We start from the raw sequence: 14,137 nt of genomic DNA on the forward strand, positions 1-14,137 counted from the left end.
AATTCGAGGCGAGCCTGGCGATCAGGCTCTGGGCGGGCGGTGCTTAGGCGGCTGCGCTCGCTAGGGCAATGTGGGGCCGCTGCCACCGGCCGCAATCGCGCGCACATCGGCAATCAGCCGCGTGACCGCCGGCTCCCAATTTCCGTCCGTTTCGCTGCGATAGAGGCGATGGCGCGGATACCAGGGGGAATCGTCACGATCGAACATCCAGCGCCAATCTGGCGAGAAGCCGGAGACGAGCAGCAGGCAGGGCTTGCCGAGCGCGCCCGCAAGGTGGGCGACGGCCGTGTCGACCGAGACCACCAGATCGAGCGACGCGATGATCGCCGCGGTCTCTTCAAAGTCGCGGGCGCCGCTCCTGGCGGGATCGAGATCGACGATCGTACCCGGCAAGGCCTGCCGCAGGTATTGCGCCATCGCGTCGGGAAGCGAGCGGAAGCGATCGTCGATATGGTCGGGATTGCCGGTCTCGCGCAGGCCGACCCGGAAACCGTCAGCCGCAGCGGGCGCCGCCGCCGGCGCCGTGAGATAAGGCGCGGCCGGCACATCATCCAGGCCGACCCGGAGCATGGCCGGAAGATCGTACATGGTTGCCCAATAATCGGGATCGGGGAATTCGGTATTGCCCTCTGCCGGCACGACATGCAGCCCCGGAAAGTTCCGTTCGAACAGCGCAACTAGCGGAGGCCTGGTGAGCAATGTCACCTGCCCGGCGCGCGCGATCATCTGCGGCAGGAAGCGCGCGAGTTGAATCTGATCGCCAAAGCCCTGTTCCGGGAAAATCGCGATATGCTTGCGGCTAAGGACCTCGCCCTGCCAGTGCGGAAACGGGAAGTTTCGCGGAAAACCGTTATTGAGTTCGGGCAGCTGCGCGCGTGCGGCGTGGAGCGGCCATGCTTCGGTCAAGCGGCCCTGCGCCAGCAGGTTATGCGCCAATGTATTGGCAAGGATCGGCGCATCGGGCGCAAGCGCGAGGGCGCGACGGGCGACCGCCTCCCCCTCCTCCAAGCGACCGAATTTGGTCAGCAGCACCGCGAGATTGTGCAGGATCCCCGGATTGTCCGGGTCCGCCTGCGCGGCCGCGAAGTCCGCGTTCAATGCCTCGGACCAGCGGCCCTGATCCCGCAGCAGCTGCGCCTGCACGGCCAGTTCGCGCGCCGGTTGCGCAGTCGGCGGATCATTCACTGTGTTGCGGCACTCTTCTTAGGCCCGCTTTTCTTAGCGGGGCTCTTCTTCGCGGCCACCTTGCGGACGGGCTTGCGCTTGCCCTTGGCGGGGCCCTTGGCCGCGCGCTCGGCCAGCAGCGTCAGCGCCTGCTCGGCGGTAAGCGTCGCCGGATCGGTACCCTTTGGCAGCGTCGCGTTGGTGGTGCCGTCGGTGACATAGGGGCCGAAGCGCCCCTCCATCACCTTGACCGGCTTGCCGGTGACGGGGCTTTCCTCGAACGTCGCGATCGGTTCGCGCGATGCGCCCCCGCTGCGTCCGCCGCCGTTGGCCGCGTCGGCGAGCTTGGCGACGGCGGCATTCATGCCGGTCTCGAACACCTCGGCGGTGGACTGCAATTTCGCATATTTGCCGTCATGCGCCAGATAGGGACCGTAGCGGCCGATGCTGGCCGTGATCGGCTTGCCCGATTCGGGATGCGCGCCGATCTCGCGCGGAAGCGCCAGCAGCTTGAGCGCCATCGGCAGATCGAGCTCAGGCACATCCTTGGGGATAGATGAACGCTTGGCCTCCTTGCCCTCACCCAGCTGGATATAGGGGCCGAACCGTCCCGCGCGGCGCGTGACCATCTCGCCGGTCTCGGGATCGGGGCCGAGCTCGGACGGGCCAGTATCGTTGGCGGCATCCTCCACTCCGCCCTGGGCGAAACGGCGGGTATATTTGCAGTCGGGATAGTTGGAGCAGGCGACGAACGCGCCATATTTGCCGCCACGCAGCGCCAGCCGGCCGGTGCCGCAATTGGGGCATAAACGCGGATCGCTGCCGTCGCCTTTGTCCGGAAACAGATAAGGCGCGAGGAATTCATCGAGCGCGGCGGTGACCTCGCTCGGCTTCTGCTCCATCACCTCGGCGGTCTTCGGCTTGAAGTCGCGCCAGAAGGCGTCGAGCACCGACTGCCAATTGGCGCGGCCGCCGGACACGTCGTCCAGCTCCTCCTCCAGCCCGGCGGTGAAATCGTAGCTGACATATTTCTCGAAGAAGCGTTCAAGGAAGCTGGTCAGCAGGCGGCCGCTCTCCTGGGGGATGAAGCGGTTCTTCTCGAGCGTGACGTAATCGCGATCCTTCAGCGTCTGCAACGTCGCGGCATAGGTCGACGGGCGGCCGATGCCGACCTCCTCCATCTTCTTGACCAGCGACGCTTCCGAATAACGCGGCGGCGGCTGGGTGAAATGCTGCTCGGCAATGACGTTCTTCTTGGCGGGCGCATCGCCCTCGCTCATCCGCGGCAGACGCTTGCTGTCCTCATCCTCGCTGTCGTCGCGACCTTCCTCATAGAGGGCGAGATAGCCGGGGAAGAGCACGACCTGGCCGGTGGCGCGCAGGCTGTGCTGGCCGGTGCCGTCGCTGAGCTCGACGGTCGTGCGCTCGAGCCGTGCACTCGCCATCTGGCTCGCCAAAGCGCGCTTCCAGACCAGATCGTACAGGCGCGCATGATCGCCCGAACCGGCATGGTCGCGGGTGAAATCGGTCGGGCGGATCGCCTCGTGCGCTTCCTGCGCATTCTTGGCCTTGGTCGTATAAAGGCGCGGCTGTTCGGGAATGTAACCGCCATCATAGCGATCGACGATCGCCGCGCGCGCGGCCGAGATGGCGCTGTGGTCCATCTGGACGCCGTCGGTCCGCATGTAGGTGATCGCGCCCTGCTCGTAGAGATCCTGTGCGACCCGCATCGTGTGGCTGGCGGAGAAGCCGAGCTTGCGCGCCGCCTCTTGCTGCAACGTGGAGGTCGTGAAAGGCGGCGGCGGGCTGCGCGTGAGCGGCTTGGTCTCGACGCTGGTGACCGTGAAGCGGCCCGCCTCGACATCGGCCTTGGCGGCATTGGCGTCGCCACCATTGCCGATCGTCAGCCGATCGATCTTCTGGCCTTTCCAGCGTACCAGACGGGCCAGAAACGGAACACCGTCCTGCTCCATGCCGGCGGCGACCGACCAATATTCCTGCGCGCGGAACAGCTCGATCTCGCGCTCGCGATCGACCACCAGCCGCAGCGCGACCGATTGGACCCGGCCCGCTGATTTCGCGCCGGGCAGCTTGCGCCACAATACCGGCGACAGCGTGAAGCCGACCAGATAATCGAGCGCGCGGCGCGCCCGGTAGGCGTCGATCAGATCCTCGTCCAACGCGCGCGGATGCGCCATCGCATCGAGCACGGCCGCCTTGGTGATCGCGTTGAAAGTGACGCGCTGTACGTTCTTGGGCAGCGCCTTGCGCTTGCGCAGCACCTCCTGGACATGCCACGAAATCGCTTCACCTTCGCGATCGGGATCGGTCGCCAGTATCAACGTATCGGCGGTCTTCGCCTCATCAGAGATCGCCTTGAGCTGCTTGGCCTTGTCGGCATAGGGCTCCCATTCCATCGCGAAGCCGTTATCGGGATCGACCGAGCCGTCCTTGGGCGGCAGATCGCGGACATGGCCATAGGAAGCCAGCACCCGGTGCCCCGGGCCCAGATACTTCTCGATGGTTTTTGCCTTGGCGGGGGATTCGACGACGACGAGCTTCATGAGGCTGGATTGTATCCTTACGTGTACGCGCGAGGGTGGAGAGCCGCGACGATACGCGTCAAGAGGCCATGTAGGGGGTGGCGGCGCCGCAGGGAAGCCTGCCGCGGCGTGCCCGCCTCGGCCGCCCCCGCATCAGGCAAGGCTAACCCGACCGCCGGCATGCCGCTCGAGCCGTCCCGCAAGTTCCAGTTCGAGCAGCACCATCTGGACGCTGGCGGGGGCGATGCCGGACTGCCGGATCAGCTCGTCCACCGCGACGGGGCTCGGGCTGAGCAACGCCGTGATCGCGCGCCGGTCAGCCTCATTGGCATCGTCGGGTTGGGGCGCCGTTGCGTAAACGCTGGCGGGTGCGGCCACATGGTTGCGGCCGAACGGCTGGAGAGCTTCCGCTATATCCGCGGCGGATTGCACCAGCGTCGCGCCATCACGGATGAGCTGGTTACACCCCTGTGCCCGCGGATCGAGCGGCGAGCCGGGCACCGCCATCACGTCGCGCCCATAATCCGCCGCCAGCCGCGCGGTAATAAGCGAGCCCGATTTTGGCGCCGCTTCCACCACCACCGTGCCTTGGGCGAGGCCGGCAATAACCCGGTTACGCGATGGGAAGTGGCGCGCGTGCGGCTCAGTCCCTGGCGGCTGTTCCGACACGATCAACCCACGCGTCCCGATCTCGCGCTGAAGCGCTTCGTTTTCAGGCGGATAGAAGATGTCGAGGCCACTGGCGATCACACCGATCGTGCCGCCGGCGAGCGATCCCATATGCGCGGCGGTATCGATCCCCCGCGCAAGGCCGGACACTATGACGATGCCCCGCTCCGCCAGATCATGGGCCAGCTGGCGGGCGAAGCGGATCGCGGCGGCAGATGCGTTGCGGGCGCCGACCATGGCTACCGTAGGCCGGGCCGGCAGCGTGTCGTTGCCGATCACGATCAGCGCCGGCGGGGCGGTTTCGGTCTCCGCCAGCAGCGCCGGATAGTGATCCCGGCCGAACAGCAGGTAATGGCCACCTTTAGCCGCCACGGCGGCCATTTCCCGCTCAATCTCCCCCATTCGCGGCACGGAGGGCGGCGGTCCGCCGCCGCGCCGGGCGAGGTCCGGCAGTGCTTCCAGCGCCGCTTGGGCCGATCCGAACCGCCGGAGCAGCTGAAAATAGGTGATTGGGCCGACCGCGCGCGTGCGGATCAGCCGCAGCGAGGCGATCCCGTCGGCATCGAGCGTCAGATCAGCCCCCGCCACGCTCGTTGATACGCGGCTCGGAGCCATCGACCAGCCGTTCGATGTTGCCGCGATGCCGCCACAACACCACCAGGGACAAAGCGAGGAACATCAGCGTCAAATCCGCCTTGAAGAAATAGGCCGACGCGACTGGCGTGACGATCGCTGCGGCCATTCCACCAACGGATGACCGGCGCGACAACAGCATCGCCAGAACCCAGACGATCAGCGCCACCAGCCCGGTGGGCCAATGCACCGCCAATGTAATTCCCAGCAGTGTCGCGACCCCCTTCCCGCCTTTGAAGCGGAGCCAGATCGGGAAGATATGGCCGAAGAAGACGCCTACTGCGGCGAGTGGGCCGGTGCCCGGTGCCAGTGCTTCCGCCGCCAGCACGGCAGCCGCGCCCTTTCCGCCGTCCAACAGCAACGTCAGCGCTGCCAGTCCCTTGCGCCCGGTGCGCAATACATTGGTCGCGCCGATATTCCCGGAGCCGACAGTGCGCGGATCGGTGGCGCCAGCCAGCCGCGTCACGATCACGCCGAACGGGATCGAGCCGACCAGATAGCTGCACATCAGGATCAATGCGGGCAGAGCCCAGCCGTCCACCGAAGTCCCCCCTCAATCAAACAATTGCGCAATCGCCGCGGGGGCGCAACTGATCTCGATCAATGGCCTCGGCGGACCTGACCGAATTGGATATTTGCGACCAATGATCGCGAGCAACCTTCCAGCAGATGACAATCAGAATTTGGCGTAAACCTCGTTGCCCACGATACCCATCCTCGCGACGTGGGCGCGCTTGGTCACCGCCAGCACATTGTCGACCGTCTCGAAACGCGCATTCGCGGCAGGCCGCACATGGAGCTCGGGGATGGGGTCCATCATCTGGGTCTGATCGAGATATTGGCGGAGCACCACCAGGTCAACCGGAGCCCCGTTCCAGCTGACCTTATCGCGATTGTCGATCTCGACCTCGTTCTTGGTAAGTTGCAGAAACCGCCCAGGTTTTGATGGCGTATCCAACTTGACGGCGTGCGTCTGCATGGGGATCGTGATGATGAACATCATGAGCAGCACCAGCATGACGTCGATCAATGGGGTGGTGTTGATGTCCATCATTGGCGCACCATCGGTGCCGGCGGAGTTCATAGCCATTTCAACTACTCCTCGCGATCACGGAGCATGTCCGGTGCGAGTAGTCTACGCCTTCCCGATCTTGGCGCAACTGGCGTTAACGGCGGTCGGCAAGCCAGATGGTATGGCAGAGGCCGGAACCGCACAAAAAAGGGGCGAGCCACCGGCCCGCCCCCTCATTGATCGGTTACGGGATCGATCAGAAGTTGGCGTATGCCTCGTTCCCGACGAAACCCATCTTGGTGACGTTGGCGTGCTTGGTCACGGCGAGGACGTTATCCACGACCTCGTAACGCGCATCCGCAGCGGGACGGAGATGCAGTTCTGGGATGGGGTTAAGCGTCTGCGACTGATCGAGATATTGGCGCAGCACCGTCAGATCGACAGGCGTGCCGTTCCACATGATCGTGTTGCGGCTGTCGATCTCGACCTCGTTCTTGACCGGGTCGATCGGCGGTGGGGTCGCGCTATTATTCTGGGGCAGATCCAGCTTCACGGCATGGGTCTGCACCGGAATGGTGATGATGAACATGATGAGCAGCACCAGCATGACGTCGATAAGCGGCGTCGTGTTGATGTCCATCATCGGCTCGCCTTCGGCGCCGCCGGAGCTCATGGCCATTTCAATATACTCCTAAAACCGGCGCTTATTCGACCGCGGCATGATATTGGCCGGGATCGGGCTGCGAGATGAAACCGACGCGGGTGAAGCCAGCGCGAGCCACGTTTGTCATCGCGCCGCCGACACACCGCCAGGGCGTGTCAATATCGCTGCGGATATGCACTTCCGGCAACGAATCGGGCGTGATGTTGGCGGGACCACCGAGCTTGTCGATCTCAAGCTTGAGCTTGGCGACCGAGCGATCGAGCAATTCCTGCGCCGTGATCTTGGTCTGACCCCAGTAAACCTCGCAGTCACCGCCCTTACCGGCCTTCACCGACAGAACGACGTTCTCGGGCTTGCTCGTGGTCGGCTCGTAAGCGACCTTGGGCAGGCGCACGGGCACCGTCTGAATGACGACCGGCACGGTGATCAGGAAGATGATGAGGAGCACCAACATGACGTCGACGAGCGGCGTCGTGTTGATGTCCGACATTGGGGAGTCGTCTTCGGCGGGGCCGACACTCATCGCCATGGAACGATTTTCCTATTCTTGTCGCGGATGCGCAATGCAGTCCGGATCACGGCAGCGGGCGAGGTGAAACCCCGCCCGCGCCATGCGTTACGCCTTGGGGTTGATCGCAGCCGAACCCGTCTTGAGCGGCGGGGTCGGAGCAGTCTTCACCGAAGCGAGCTGAGGCCGAAGCGCGCCGTTCGAGACCATGTAACCGTGCAGGTTCGTCGCGAAGGTGCCGAGCTGTTCGGCGATGACCTTGTTGCGGCGGATCAGCCAGTTGTAGCCCATAACGGCAGGCACGGCGACGATCAGACCGAGTGCGGTCATGATGAGCGCCTCACCGACCGGGCCGGCGACTGCGTCGATCGAAGCCTGACCGGCAGCGCCGATCTTCACCAGAGCGCGATAGATGCCGATAACGGTGCCGAGCAGACCGACGAACGGTGCGGTCGAGCCCACCGTAGCGAGCAGTGCCAGACCGGTGCCGAGCTTTGAGTTGATCGCGGCAGTGCTGCGGTTCAGCGAGCCGCTGAGCCATTCATGCTGATCGACCGGATCGGTGAGCAGATTGTGCTGGTCCTGAGCGAGCAGGCCGTCTTCGACGATCTGGCGATAGGCCGAGTTGCGCTCGAGCTTGCTCGAGCCGTCCTTGATCGTGGGAGTGCCCCAGAAGCTGGTACGGACCCGCTTCGCCTGATTCAGGATCTTCTGCTGCTCGAACAGCTTGGTGAACATGATGTACCAGGAGGAGGCCGACATAATCACCAGAATGATGAAGATCGTCCAGGCAATCAGTCCACCCTGATGGAGCGCGCCCATCAGGCCATAGGGATTAGCGTTCGCGGCTGCGGCGCCGGCTGCGGGAGTAGTCATGGTCTCAACAATCCTTCTTCGATAAGTTGAGCGGTGCGGCACGTTTCAGCGCGCCACACCGCAACCGGCGTCAGTCGCTGGGAAGCACCCAGCGGAAGCGAATCGACGACGTCTGCTTGATCGGGTTGCCTGCCTGATCCTTTGCGGGCGCATAACGGCCGCGGCGGGTAACCAGACGGCAAGCGGTCTCATCCAGATCGGGCGAGCCGCTCGGCGACGTCACGTGGCAATTCTCGACACGACCCTGCTCGTTGATCGTCCAGGCGATACCGCTGACGCCCGACCGTTCCTCGCGCATGGCGCCAGGCGGATAATCGTCATTGGTGATCCAGGTCCGAGGATCGCCCTTGGCCGCAGCGGCCTGCGAGATCACAGGTGCAGGGGGCGCCGGCGGAGCCGAAGGCGTAATGACGGGCGGCGGCGCCGGCGGCGCAACCGGTACCGAGACCATCGGAGGAGCCATCGTCGTGGTCTGCACGAGCGGCGGCGGGCTCACCAACGGCGGCGGCGGCGTAGCCTGCTGCTGCGGCGGCGGTGGTGGTGGCTTTTGCTCAGGTGGCGGCGGCTGGTCCTTGATGTCCACCACCTTCAGATCCTGCGCTGCCTTCTTGATAACGTTGAAGGCAAGTCCGGTAATGAACGCATATCCGATGAGTAAATGGAGCAGGACCACCAGCCCGATGGCGACCGCCTTGCGCGGAGTCATTGTTGGTTGGTCAGCGTAAGCCATTAAAAAATGACACTCCCTCCGATCCGTAAGGTGGATACCGCCCTTTCCGGCATCCTGTCCGATACGCACGCGTCGGGATCTATCGTCCCAAACTCGCGACACACCGTGTTCCTATCGCGCCGATTCAACCCATGCAAACGCTTTATGGTTGCGTTAACCCCCGATGAGCCGATTGAATCTTTCGCAGCCGCCTATCAGGATCGCCTCCATGTCCGTCGCTTATCGTTCTGCCGCCATCGCATTCGCCGCATCAGCCGCCACTCTGGCGCAGGCCGCCGCTCTGCCCTTTGCCGGGCTGAGAACCGATTATAGCTATGTCGAGCTGGCAAACATGGCGCTGGCAGCACGCGTGGTCATCGCCGCGGATATCGCCGAAGCGATACCCCTGAAAGCCGATGCGGCAGCCGGTGTCGCGCCGGACGTGACGCGCTATTATGTTCAGGCCGACGTGCGGGCGCTGATCGGCGGCAGCGCGGTGCCGGCACGGGTCACCTATCTCGTCGATCTGCCTAATGACGCGAGGGGGAAGCGCCTCAAGCTCAAAGGCGTGCCAGTTCTGCTGTTCGCCACCACCGGCGCCACGCCAGGCGAGTTGCGCCTGGTCGGGCCAAGGGCGCAGGTCCCCCGCACCCCCGACAACGAAGCGCGGTTGCGTGCCATTCTCACCGAAGCAGTGAGGTCCGATGCTCCGCCGGCCATCACCGGCATTACCCGCGCCTTCCATGTCGCAGGATCGCTCCCCGGCGAAGGCGAGACGCAGATCTTCCTGCGCACGGGCGATCGCCGCCCGATCTCGCTCTCCATATTGCGCCGTCCGCATGAGCAGCCGCGCTGGGCGGTAGCCCTGTCCGAGCTGGTCGACGATAGCGCGGCCCCGCCCCGCCCCGACAGCCTGCTTTGGTACCGGCTGGCTTGCGGCTTGCCGCGCACCCTGCCCGACAGCGCGCTCGGAACAATGGGCGCGGAGGATGCCGCAATCGCCCGTGAAGATTATCAGGTCGTGCTCAAGGGCCTCGGGCCCTGCGCCGGCTGATCCTTCACTCGCGCATCAGCCGCACAAAGTCCCTGGCATAGCTTTCGAGGTTGGCACCGCCGTCGACGTAAAGGATCTGCCCCGTCGTCGCTCTGGCGCCAAGCAGATAAGCCACGGCGTCCGCGACCTCCGCCGGCGCCGAATTCTTCTGCAGCGGCATGGCCTGTGCCAGGCGGTCCCATTGGTCGGCGCTATAATCTTCCCCGGGAAGCGTCATGCCCGGCGCCACCGCATTGATTCGCACGGACGGTGCAAAGGCACGTGCCGTCACTCGCGTAACGGCGGCCAGCGCCAGCTTCGAGGCCGTATAGGCGGCCTGGTCAATCGGGGGGTTGCGCACGCGCTGGTCGAGGATATTGACCACCGCACCCGCCTGCCCCTCCGCCAGCGCACCGGCAAAGCTGCGCGTGAGCAGCATTGGCGCGACGAAGTTGACCGCAAGGTGCCGGGAGAGATCCTCCTGCGTAACGTCGCGCCAAGCCCCTTCATTGATGATCGATGCGCTGTTGACGAGCGCATCGGGTGCACCTCCGAAATAGTCCGCTACACGCCCGATGAGCGTTTCGACAGTGGATGCATCGGAGAGGTCGGCCGGGAACACCGCCCACCTGCGCCCCGTATCCGCGAGCACCTTCGCCAGAGCCGGATCGGGACTTCCCAGCCGATGTGCATGCAGGGCCAAATCATAGCCTTGCTCCGCCAGCTTCGCGGCGATCGCCGCCCCGACGCGATGGAGCCCGCCGGTGATCAGCGCCAGCATCAGCGCCGCTCGCGCACCAGTGTCATCCCGATCGATTCGCCGGCCTGCGAAAGCGCCAGCTTGACGATCTTCACCTCGACCCGGGTCACGCGTGCATCGCCGCCGAAGATCGTGTCGATGATGTGATCCGCCACCGCCTCGACCAGCGTAAAGTGCAGTTCGCGTGGCAGCCCCTCTTCTACGGCGCGACGAAGATCGAGATAATTTTTCGATGCGCTCAACGGCGTGTCGTGGGCGAATCGGCTGGGCGCGGGAATGTCCGCAGCAACCGACACCTTGAGCGGCTGCGGCATGTGCGTCTCTTCGGAATAAATGCCGGTCAGCACGTCGATGACGAGATCGCTAACTTCCAGACGTATGAAATCGCCCGGTCCGCCCGTTTCGGGAACCAGCACCAGTGGCGTCGGGTGATCGATTGCGGTCATCGGGCCTCTCAATTGCAACAGCCGCGCCTTAGAGCCTGACCGTCGTCGGTGGAAGCGCTGCGCGCGTAGGGTTCATTCGTGACCGCGGCGCCTTGCCGGCGGGTTCCCTTTCGCCAGCAGTGCGTTATGGGGCGCACCCCTTTCCCGTCCGGAGCCCGCTTTGTTGATCACGCTTGCACCTATTGCCGAAGCGAGGCTCGCCGACGTCGAGCAGCTGCTCGATGCCGCGTTTGGGACCCATCGCCGCACGCGCACCGCATACCGGATCCGCGAAGGCATGTCGGCCATTCCCGAACTCTCGCTGGCTGCATTCGAGGATGATCGGCTGGTGGGTGCGTTGCAGAGTTGGCCGATCGCGCTCCACGGGTCGGAAGGCGAGACGTCGCTGGTCCTGGTCGGGCCGGTCGCGGTGGATCCCGGTCGGCAGCAGCAGGGCATCGGCCGCCGCATGATGGAAGCGATGCTCAAGCAAGCCGGGGATTATCCGCCGCTCGTTCTGATCGGCGACGCCGAATATTATGGCCGTCATTTCGGCTTCACCGCGGACGCGACGGCCAATTGGGAACTGCCCGGGCCGTTCGAGCGGCGCCGGTTGCTGGCGCGAACCGGCGGGCGGGAGCTGCCCTACGGCGGCATGCTCGGACCACGACGCGAGACAAAGGCGGCCGCGGTCCGGTAAAATGACGAGAAACTGGTCCAGGCCACCAATGAAAGCGCACTGCGCTTCCACCGATGGCGATCAGGCTCTAACGCCCAGGCCATGCCCGAAACCGCACCGCCCCCGCCCGAGCTTGCCGGCCTGACGCTGGCGGAGATCGCGCGCGCAGCCGCCGAGCGCCGGCTGCCGCCCGTGGCGCAGTGGAACCCATCGCGTTGCGGGGACAGCCATATGCGCATCGCGCGCGACGGAACCTGGTTTCACGAAGGCGCGCCGATCCAGCGCCCGGCGATGGTGCGCCTGTTCGCCGGCCTGCTGCGGCGCGAGCCCGATGGGCGGCACGTGCTCGTCACACCTGTGGAAAAGCTCGACATCGCGGTCGAGGATGCACCGTTCGTCGCTATCGAAGTCAAGAGCGAAGGCACCGGCCGCGATCGCCGTCTTGCCTTCCGCCTCAACACCGACGAACCGATTGTCGCCGGGCCCGAGCATGATCTCGAGATCGTGGACGGGCGGCCCTACCTGAGGGTGCGCGACGGGCTCACAGCAAGCCTCGCCCGGCCGGTCTATTACGAATTGGCCGAGCTGGCCCTGGGCGAGGACAGCACTCCGCCAGGCCTTTGGTCCGACGGTGTCTTCTTTCCGCTGGACGGAACATGAGCCTGACGGAGCGGCTGCGCGCGGCGCTCGCCGGGGAAAGCTCGCACGTGCCGATCGTGGGCGACGAATATGATCGCGCCGGCGGCGTCTACGCGCCCGCTGCGGTGCTGGTGGCGATCACCGACCGGGCCGAGCCGGGCGTGCTGCTGACGCTGCGCCAGCCGCATCTGCGTCGTCACGCCGGGCAGATCGCCTTTCCCGGCGGCCGCATGGATCCGGAGGATCGCGACGCCGTTGCCGCGGCATTGCGCGAGGCCCAGGAAGAGATCGGGCTGGACCCTGGCGCGGTCGATATCGTCGGTATCAGCGATACGTATCGCGTCGGCACGGGCTTTGCCGTGACGCCGGTGATCGGCGTCATTCCGCCCGACCTCACGCTAGCGCCGCATCAGGCCGAGGTCGCGGCGGTATTCGAAACACCGCTGGCCTTCCTGCTCGAGCGCGGCAATCATGTCCTCAAGACCGTGATGTGGGAGGGGCGGGAACGACGCTTCCACGAAATCCTGTGGGAGGAGCGGCGCATTTGGGGCGCAACCGCGAACATGATCGTTAATCTGGCCCGACGGCTGGAAGCCGCCGCGACATGATCCTTCCGGATGCGGCCTGGCGGGACCAGCCCGATCTGGTGCGGCTGACCGAGGCGCTCGGCAGCGGCGACGGGCTCGTGCGCTATGTCGGCGGCGCGGTGCGGGACACCTTACTAGGCCTGCCCGTCTCCGACCTGGATCTCGCAACCTCGCTGTCACCCGAGGAAGTTTCGCGCCGCGTGCGCTCGATCGGGCTCAAAGCAGTGCCGACCGGGATCGCCCATGGCACAGTAACAGCAGTGCTGCCGCACGGGCCCGTCGAGGTAACGACGCTGAGACGGGACGTCACGACCGATGGCCGCAGGGCGACGGTCGCCTTCACCGACGATTGGCGCGAAGATGCGGCCCGCCGCGACTTCACCATCAACGCGCTGTCGGCCGATCCCGTTACCGGCGAGATCCACGATTATTTCGGGGGCGTGGCCGACGTGGCGCTTGGCCTGGTGCGCTTCATTGGCGATCCGCTCGCACGTATCGCTGAGGATCATCTGCGCATCCTGCGCTTCTTCCGCTTCCACGCGCGCTTCGGCCGTGGCGGCGTGGATCGGGCGGGGCTCATGGCCTGTGCGGCAAGGGCCAACGACCTGATGGCCTTGTCACGCGAGCGAATCGCGCAGGAATTACTCAAGTTGCTGGACGTGACCGATCCCACATCGACCGTCGCCCTAATGGTCGAACACGGGATCTTCGCGCCGGTCCTGCCCGAAGTCGATGGCGACAGCGTGGCGCGTCTGGCCAGGCTGGTCGCACGCGAAGGGGCGTCGGGCGGGGACGCCGTGCGCAGGCTTGCGGCATTGCTGCCGGCAGATCCGACGATTGCCGAGCAGGTCGCCGCGCGCCTCAAGCTCTCCAACAACCAGCGCAAGCGGCTGATGCTCGCGGCCGAGCCGGGTGAGCCCGAGCCGGCCCGCCTACTGGCCCACGCGATTGGCGTGACGGCAGCGCGCGATCGCCTGCTGCTGCGGAGCGACGATCCGACGGCCGGCCTAGCCCAGCTTTACGGCTGGACTCCCCCGCGCTTGCCGATCGGCGGCGGCGATCTGGTGAAACTCGGCCTCACCGCCGGCCCGATCGTTGCGGCAACCCTGCACGCGATTGAGCGGCGCTGGGTCGACGAGGGTTTCCCGGAGAAGGCGCGGGTCATGGCGATCGCAGACGAGGAAGTCGCACAGGTCCGACGCCGTTAACCGATCGCGTCACCGTCGCAACGGCCAT

The 14,137-nt window shown here is 65.4% G+C and carries 16 protein-coding genes; 5 read left to right on the plus strand and 11 right to left on the minus strand.

Annotation, left to right across the window (positions count from 1 at the left end; genetic code table 11):
- Nucleotides 1-60: 60 nt before the first annotated feature.
- The 9 genes from DX905_RS01690 to DX905_RS01730 all read right to left on the minus strand — a co-directional run bounded on the left by DX905_RS01690 (nt 61) and on the right by DX905_RS01730 (nt 8,868).
- Entirely contained in the window at nt 61-1,185 is a 1,125-nt protein-coding gene (locus DX905_RS01690) for a glycosyltransferase family 9 protein (RefSeq protein WP_116089787.1), read from the minus strand.
- Nucleotides 1,182-3,728 carry a type I DNA topoisomerase gene (gene topA / locus DX905_RS01695; protein WP_116089788.1) on the minus strand — a complete coding sequence of 849 codons (2,547 nt, stop codon included), beginning with the start codon at nt 3,726-3,728 and terminating at the stop codon, nt 1,182-1,184. The genes DX905_RS01690 and topA overlap by 4 nt, the downstream gene beginning before the upstream one ends.
- Nucleotides 3,729-3,860: 132 nt before the next feature.
- Nucleotides 3,861-4,964 carry a DNA-processing protein DprA gene (gene dprA / locus DX905_RS01700; RefSeq protein ID WP_240320679.1) on the minus strand — a complete coding sequence of 368 codons (1,104 nt, stop codon included), beginning with the start codon at nt 4,962-4,964 and terminating at the stop codon, nt 3,861-3,863.
- Nucleotides 4,951-5,517 carry a glycerol-3-phosphate 1-O-acyltransferase PlsY gene (gene plsY, locus DX905_RS01705; RefSeq protein ID WP_116092245.1) on the minus strand — a complete coding sequence of 189 codons (567 nt, stop codon included), beginning with the start codon at nt 5,515-5,517 and terminating at the stop codon, nt 4,951-4,953. Before plsY ends, dprA begins: the two co-directional genes overlap by 14 nt.
- A gap of 168 nt (nt 5,518-5,685) precedes the next feature.
- Nucleotides 5,686-6,099: an ExbD/TolR family protein gene (locus tag DX905_RS01710; protein ID WP_116089790.1), complete on the minus strand. Its 414-nt coding sequence runs from the start codon at nt 6,097-6,099 to the stop codon at nt 5,686-5,688.
- 178 nt (nt 6,100-6,277) lie between these two features.
- Nucleotides 6,278-6,700, minus strand: coding sequence for an ExbD/TolR family protein (locus DX905_RS01715; RefSeq protein WP_116089791.1), 423 nt, complete (start codon nt 6,698-6,700; stop codon nt 6,278-6,280).
- A gap of 25 nt (nt 6,701-6,725) precedes the next feature.
- Nucleotides 6,726-7,214 carry an ExbD/TolR family protein gene (locus DX905_RS01720; protein ID WP_116089792.1) on the minus strand — a complete coding sequence of 163 codons (489 nt, stop codon included), beginning with the start codon at nt 7,212-7,214 and terminating at the stop codon, nt 6,726-6,728.
- An 87-nt stretch (nt 7,215-7,301) separates the two neighbouring features.
- The gene (locus DX905_RS01725; RefSeq protein WP_116089793.1) at nt 7,302-8,069 is read right to left on the minus strand and encodes a MotA/TolQ/ExbB proton channel family protein; all 768 of its coding nucleotides are present in this window, start codon (nt 8,067-8,069) and stop codon (nt 7,302-7,304) included.
- A 70-nt stretch (nt 8,070-8,139) separates the two neighbouring features.
- Nucleotides 8,140-8,868 carry an energy transducer TonB gene (locus tag DX905_RS01730; RefSeq protein ID WP_338053749.1) on the minus strand — a complete coding sequence of 243 codons (729 nt, stop codon included), beginning with the start codon at nt 8,866-8,868 and terminating at the stop codon, nt 8,140-8,142.
- Nucleotides 8,869-9,007: 139 nt separating this feature from the next.
- Here DX905_RS01730 and DX905_RS01735 point away from each other — a divergent pair, with 139 nt between their 5' ends.
- Nucleotides 9,008-9,832, plus strand: coding sequence for a hypothetical protein (locus tag DX905_RS01735; protein ID WP_240320680.1), 825 nt, complete (start codon nt 9,008-9,010; stop codon nt 9,830-9,832).
- A gap of 4 nt (nt 9,833-9,836) precedes the next feature.
- On the opposite strand, the gene DX905_RS01740 is transcribed toward DX905_RS01735, so the two are convergent.
- Nucleotides 9,837-10,592: an SDR family oxidoreductase gene (locus DX905_RS01740; protein ID WP_116089795.1), complete on the minus strand. Its 756-nt coding sequence runs from the start codon at nt 10,590-10,592 to the stop codon at nt 9,837-9,839.
- Nucleotides 10,592-11,017 carry a dihydroneopterin aldolase gene (locus DX905_RS01745; protein WP_116089796.1) on the minus strand — a complete coding sequence of 142 codons (426 nt, stop codon included), beginning with the start codon at nt 11,015-11,017 and terminating at the stop codon, nt 10,592-10,594. The genes DX905_RS01740 and DX905_RS01745 overlap by 1 nt, the downstream gene beginning before the upstream one ends.
- Nucleotides 11,018-11,177: 160 nt before the next feature.
- Between DX905_RS01745 and DX905_RS01750 the strand changes: the two genes are divergently transcribed.
- The 4 genes from DX905_RS01750 to DX905_RS01765 all read left to right on the plus strand — a co-directional run bounded on the left by DX905_RS01750 (nt 11,178) and on the right by DX905_RS01765 (nt 14,109).
- Nucleotides 11,178-11,696, plus strand: coding sequence for a GNAT family N-acetyltransferase (locus DX905_RS01750; protein WP_420822129.1), 519 nt, complete (start codon nt 11,178-11,180; stop codon nt 11,694-11,696).
- 81 nt (nt 11,697-11,777) lie between these two features.
- On the plus strand, nt 11,778-12,335 hold the full coding sequence (locus DX905_RS01755; protein WP_116089797.1) for a DUF1285 domain-containing protein: 558 nt from the start codon (nt 11,778-11,780) through the stop codon (nt 12,333-12,335).
- Nucleotides 12,332-12,922 (plus strand): CoA pyrophosphatase, encoded by a 591-nt coding sequence (locus DX905_RS01760; protein WP_116089798.1) that lies wholly within the window; start codon nt 12,332-12,334, stop codon nt 12,920-12,922. The genes DX905_RS01755 and DX905_RS01760 overlap by 4 nt, the downstream gene beginning before the upstream one ends.
- The gene (locus DX905_RS01765) at nt 12,919-14,109 is read left to right on the plus strand and encodes a CCA tRNA nucleotidyltransferase (protein ID WP_116089799.1); all 1,191 of its coding nucleotides are present in this window, start codon (nt 12,919-12,921) and stop codon (nt 14,107-14,109) included. The genes DX905_RS01760 and DX905_RS01765 overlap by 4 nt, the downstream gene beginning before the upstream one ends.
- The last annotated feature ends 28 nt before the right edge of the window (nt 14,110-14,137 follow it).

The sequence above is a fragment of the Sphingomonas crusticola genome, from assembly GCF_003391115.1.
In the GTDB taxonomy this organism is placed as follows: domain Bacteria; phylum Pseudomonadota; class Alphaproteobacteria; order Sphingomonadales; family Sphingomonadaceae; genus Sphingomonas_I; species Sphingomonas_I crusticola.

What these genes read in the sequence shown, in the direction of transcription:
- topA (WP_116089788.1), bottom strand. Translation starts at nt 3,728, where the DNA reads ATGAAGCTCGTCGTCGTCGAATCCCCCGCCAAGGCAAAAACCATCGAG.
- plsY (WP_116092245.1), bottom strand. Translation starts at nt 5,517, where the DNA reads ATGTGCAGCTATCTGGTCGGCTCGATCCCGTTCGGCGTGATCGTGACG.
- DX905_RS01710 (WP_116089790.1), bottom strand. Translation starts at nt 6,099, where the DNA reads ATGGCTATGAACTCCGCCGGCACCGATGGTGCGCCAATGATGGACATC.
- DX905_RS01715 (WP_116089791.1), bottom strand. Translation starts at nt 6,700, where the DNA reads ATGGCCATGAGCTCCGGCGGCGCCGAAGGCGAGCCGATGATGGACATC.
- DX905_RS01720 (WP_116089792.1), bottom strand. Translation starts at nt 7,214, where the DNA reads ATGGCGATGAGTGTCGGCCCCGCCGAAGACGACTCCCCAATGTCGGAC.
- DX905_RS01725 (WP_116089793.1), bottom strand. Translation starts at nt 8,069, where the DNA reads ATGACTACTCCCGCAGCCGGCGCCGCAGCCGCGAACGCTAATCCCTAT.
- DX905_RS01735 (WP_240320680.1), top strand. Translation starts at nt 9,008, where the DNA reads ATGTCCGTCGCTTATCGTTCTGCCGCCATCGCATTCGCCGCATCAGCC.
- DX905_RS01740 (WP_116089795.1), bottom strand. Translation starts at nt 10,592, where the DNA reads ATGCTGGCGCTGATCACCGGCGGGCTCCATCGCGTCGGGGCGGCGATC.
- DX905_RS01745 (WP_116089796.1), bottom strand. Translation starts at nt 11,017, where the DNA reads ATGACCGCAATCGATCACCCGACGCCACTGGTGCTGGTTCCCGAAACG.
- DX905_RS01755 (WP_116089797.1), top strand. Translation starts at nt 11,778, where the DNA reads ATGCCCGAAACCGCACCGCCCCCGCCCGAGCTTGCCGGCCTGACGCTG.
- DX905_RS01760 (WP_116089798.1), top strand. Translation starts at nt 12,332, where the DNA reads ATGAGCCTGACGGAGCGGCTGCGCGCGGCGCTCGCCGGGGAAAGCTCG.
- DX905_RS01765 (WP_116089799.1), top strand. Translation starts at nt 12,919, where the DNA reads ATGATCCTTCCGGATGCGGCCTGGCGGGACCAGCCCGATCTGGTGCGG.